This window comes from Lacticaseibacillus sp. 53-4, assembly GCF_016861805.1.
Taxonomy (GTDB): Bacteria; Bacillota; Bacilli; order Lactobacillales; family Lactobacillaceae; genus Lacticaseibacillus.
In genome coordinates this window covers 1-3,335 of the sequence record NZ_BOLT01000066.1, presented here as the reverse complement: position 1 = coordinate 3,335, position 3,335 = coordinate 1, and the positions used below count along the sequence as shown (strand labels likewise).

Sequence of the window (3,335 nt, the reverse complement as noted above, 5' to 3'; positions counted from 1 at the left end):
ACCGATGCATGGCGTAACAGCCTAGACCACTATCAAGAATTCGTTATCATCGTTGCACTTGACTTGAAAATTGAGGCTAAGAACGTTTTCACAGGTAATTATAGGAGCCGTTAAATCATATGTCAAACGTTTGCTATATTTTTTCAATATTCCATTTTTTTGCTCGTCAGTATGCATGTTAACGTTTGACATGTTAGTGACATATTTATATAATTATTGAGGAATTGTAAATGGAGGCACCTTATGAACGAGAAACAAAAATGGACCCAAAAGCAACTATATCTTCCATATGAAGAATGGCCTAAGGAGACTAGAACTGCTTTAAAGAAGATGGTCTCGGCTTCCCCTTGGCGCACAACTTATCATATCGAGCCTTCTACCGGTTTACTCAACGATCCCAACGGCTTCACTTTTTTTGATGGCCATTGGCAATTAAGCTATCAATCCTTTCCATATGGACCGGTGCACGGCCTGAAATCTTGGCATCGTTTGACCAGCCCCGATCTTGTTCACTGGCAAGATGAGGGTGATTTCTTACTACCTGACTCCCCTTATGATGCTCAAGGCGTATATTCTGGCTCTGCCATTTCGCTCTCCCCTGACATACTCTTCATTATGTACACGGGTAATGTCCGTACCGCCGACTGGAAACGAAAAACTTATCAAAACGGGGCGCTTATGAATCGCACTGGTGAGGTAACAAAGATGACGAGGCCTCTGATTCAACGTCCTGACAATCTCACGGAACATTTTCGTGACCCAATGCTATTTATGCAGAGGCAAAACCTATACGTGCTCATTGGCGGCCAAAGCCGTTCAGATCACGCGGGTATCATGCTATTATTTCGTTGCACCAAAAATATTCGACATTGGACTTTTGTTGGTAATGTGAATGCCGGAATTTCTCACTGGGGCTATATGGTTGAGTGTCCTAATTTTGTTGTTGTGGACCATCATCCCGTGTTGATTTTCTCGCCACAAGGGCTTGACCAGTCTGTTCTTTGTTACGACAATCGTTACCCAACAGTCTATCTCAGTGGCACAAGCTTCGATGCTTCTAGTGCTACTTTGAACGATCCGACAGACCTTCATTTACTCGATGAAGGGTTTGATAACTATGCCACCCAAGCTTTCAACTCTCCAGATGGTCGGACGTTATCCATTAGTTGGATTGGAATGCCTGAGACATCATATCCCACCGATGACTACGGGTATGATGGCGCATTAAGCCTTGTTAATGAACTTAAATGGCAAGATGGGCGGCTCATCCAATCACCTGTCAAAGAAACTCTTGAACTACGCAAGCCGGAAAAAGTCCTCAACCCCGATAAGACTTACTTAACGACAAATTCATATGAACTGCACGTTCACGTTCAAAACGGCGAGAAAACAACGCTCAGTCTTTTTGACAACCCTGAGCACACCATACATCTACAAGTTACACTAGATACAATTGAAGGGGTTGTAACCATTGATCGACAGACATTCTCATGGCCGACAGACCCAAATGATAATCAGCGTCGTTTAATCCGGCTTGAGAGTCATCAAGCGATTGACATCACTATCTTTGCCGACATTTCCATCTTTGAATGCTATATTAATGGAGGTGCACACCGTGCTACCGGCCGTGTATTTCCTGACAAAGATGGGAACGGTCTGAGTATCACCGGTCACACCAGAGCAAAATACTTTGAAATGAAGAAATGAGGTTGCAAACATGGTTGCCAAACTTACAGATGTTGCAGAACTTGCGGGAGTCAGCGCAACGACCGTTAGCCGTGTCATAAACCATAAGGGGTACCTCTCTTCTAATACTATCGAAAAAGTCAATGCATCCATGCGCGAGTTAAACTATCAGCCCAACAACATCGCACGTAGTCTTCAGGGGAAGTCGACTCACTTGGTTGGCTTGATATTTCCAACCCTTGATAGCATCTTCTTTGCCGAACTGACCAATCTCCTAGAACGCGAGCTCTTTGCGCATGGGTATAAGACAATCATATGCAATAGCCAGGGCGACCCAAAGAAAGAGCGAGATTATCTCCAAATGTTAGGCGCAAACCAGGTTGAGGGCATTATTTCCAGTTCTCACAACTTGAACCATGCAGATTACGCGCGTGCTAGTGCGCCCATCATTGGCTTTGATCGCTACTTCGCACCTAACATTCCAATCGTTAGCAGCGATAATTTTTCTGGCGGTCAGCTGGCTGCTCGTGAGTTACTTAAACATCCAATTCACGATTTGGTGATGTTAACTGGTAATGATGATCCAGCTTCTCCCACTCACCGCCGTGTTGAGGGCTTTAAAGACATCCTGGCTCACAAGAACATCCAGCCAAGGATTATTTCGCTAGCCCAGAGCACGACACCAACACTTAAACTGGGTGCGATTAAGGCTTTATTGAGGCAAACTCCTCCAGAAGGAATCTTTTGTTCTGACGATATGACGGCCTTAATGGTAATGAATGTTGCCCGCGGGCTCGGAATATCAATTCCAGGCGATTTATACTTGGTTGGTTATGACGGTGTTTCTTTCATTCGAGATTACATTCCACAGCTCACCACAATCCAGCAACCGCTGCCAGACCTGGCGAAGTTAAGCGTCTCACTTCTCGAAAGAAGAATAAAAGACCCGAGTGAGCAATTGTCTGATCATTACGAATTACCAGTAAAGGTAATTAGTGGAGAATCATGCTAATTCTGAAATTCTAATTTTTGCTCTCATAAACATCCTGGCATTAGTGGTGCCCAAAAACGTGTCAATACTGATTAAACTTCCTTCCAAAGATAATCAAACTACATCCAGCCTAACCGAAGAAATTTCTGATAAGATCTGAAGGTAAAAGTCACAAACAATCTCTGGTCAGCAAGGAATCTCGCGTAAAAAAGCTTTCTTATTCCTAGAAACAAGGAGCAACATTTAAAAATAAAAACCATACTAACTTTGCTCCGTAAATGCAAGATTAGCATGGCTTTTTTTATGAAAATGACGGTAAAAGCGCATTGTCCATTTGATTCTAAGCGAGGTCATCCCCATTAGTCTGAATCACTTTTTGATACCAGTGAAAGGAGTCCTTTTTAATTCTCTTAAGCGTCCCATGACCTAAATCATCGCGATCTACATAGATAAAGCCATAACGCTTAGACATCTGGCCAGTCGAATTCGAGACTAAATCAATTGGTCCCCAACTTAGGTACCCCATCAAGTCAACCCCGTCACGAACGGCCTCCTCCGCCTGACCGATATGCTCTCTTAGATAGTCAGTACTGAACTAGGCTGCTGACTTTGACCGTTCAGTGATGACTTTATAGTTAATTTGATATGTTTTGCCGGC

General features: G+C 43.6%; 2 protein-coding genes and 1 pseudogene. 2 read left to right on the top strand and 1 reads right to left on the bottom strand.

What is annotated here, in order from left to right; all coding sequences use genetic code 11:
- Window positions 1-243: 243 nt before the first annotated feature.
- Entirely contained in the window at window positions 244-1,707 is a 1,464-nt protein-coding gene (locus tag JUF21_RS11810) for a sucrose-6-phosphate hydrolase (RefSeq protein WP_203664848.1), read from the top strand.
- Between the two features lie 10 nt (window positions 1,708-1,717).
- Window positions 1,718-2,698 carry a LacI family DNA-binding transcriptional regulator gene (locus tag JUF21_RS11805; protein WP_203664846.1) on the top strand — a complete coding sequence of 327 codons (981 nt, stop codon included), beginning with the start codon at window positions 1,718-1,720 and terminating at the stop codon, window positions 2,696-2,698.
- Between the two features lie 319 nt (window positions 2,699-3,017).
- Here JUF21_RS11805 and JUF21_RS11800 read toward each other — a convergent pair.
- Window positions 3,018-3,272: pseudogene (locus JUF21_RS11800) on the bottom strand (family 1 glycosylhydrolase); the annotation flags it as partial.
- Between the last annotated feature and the right edge of the window lie 63 nt (window positions 3,273-3,335).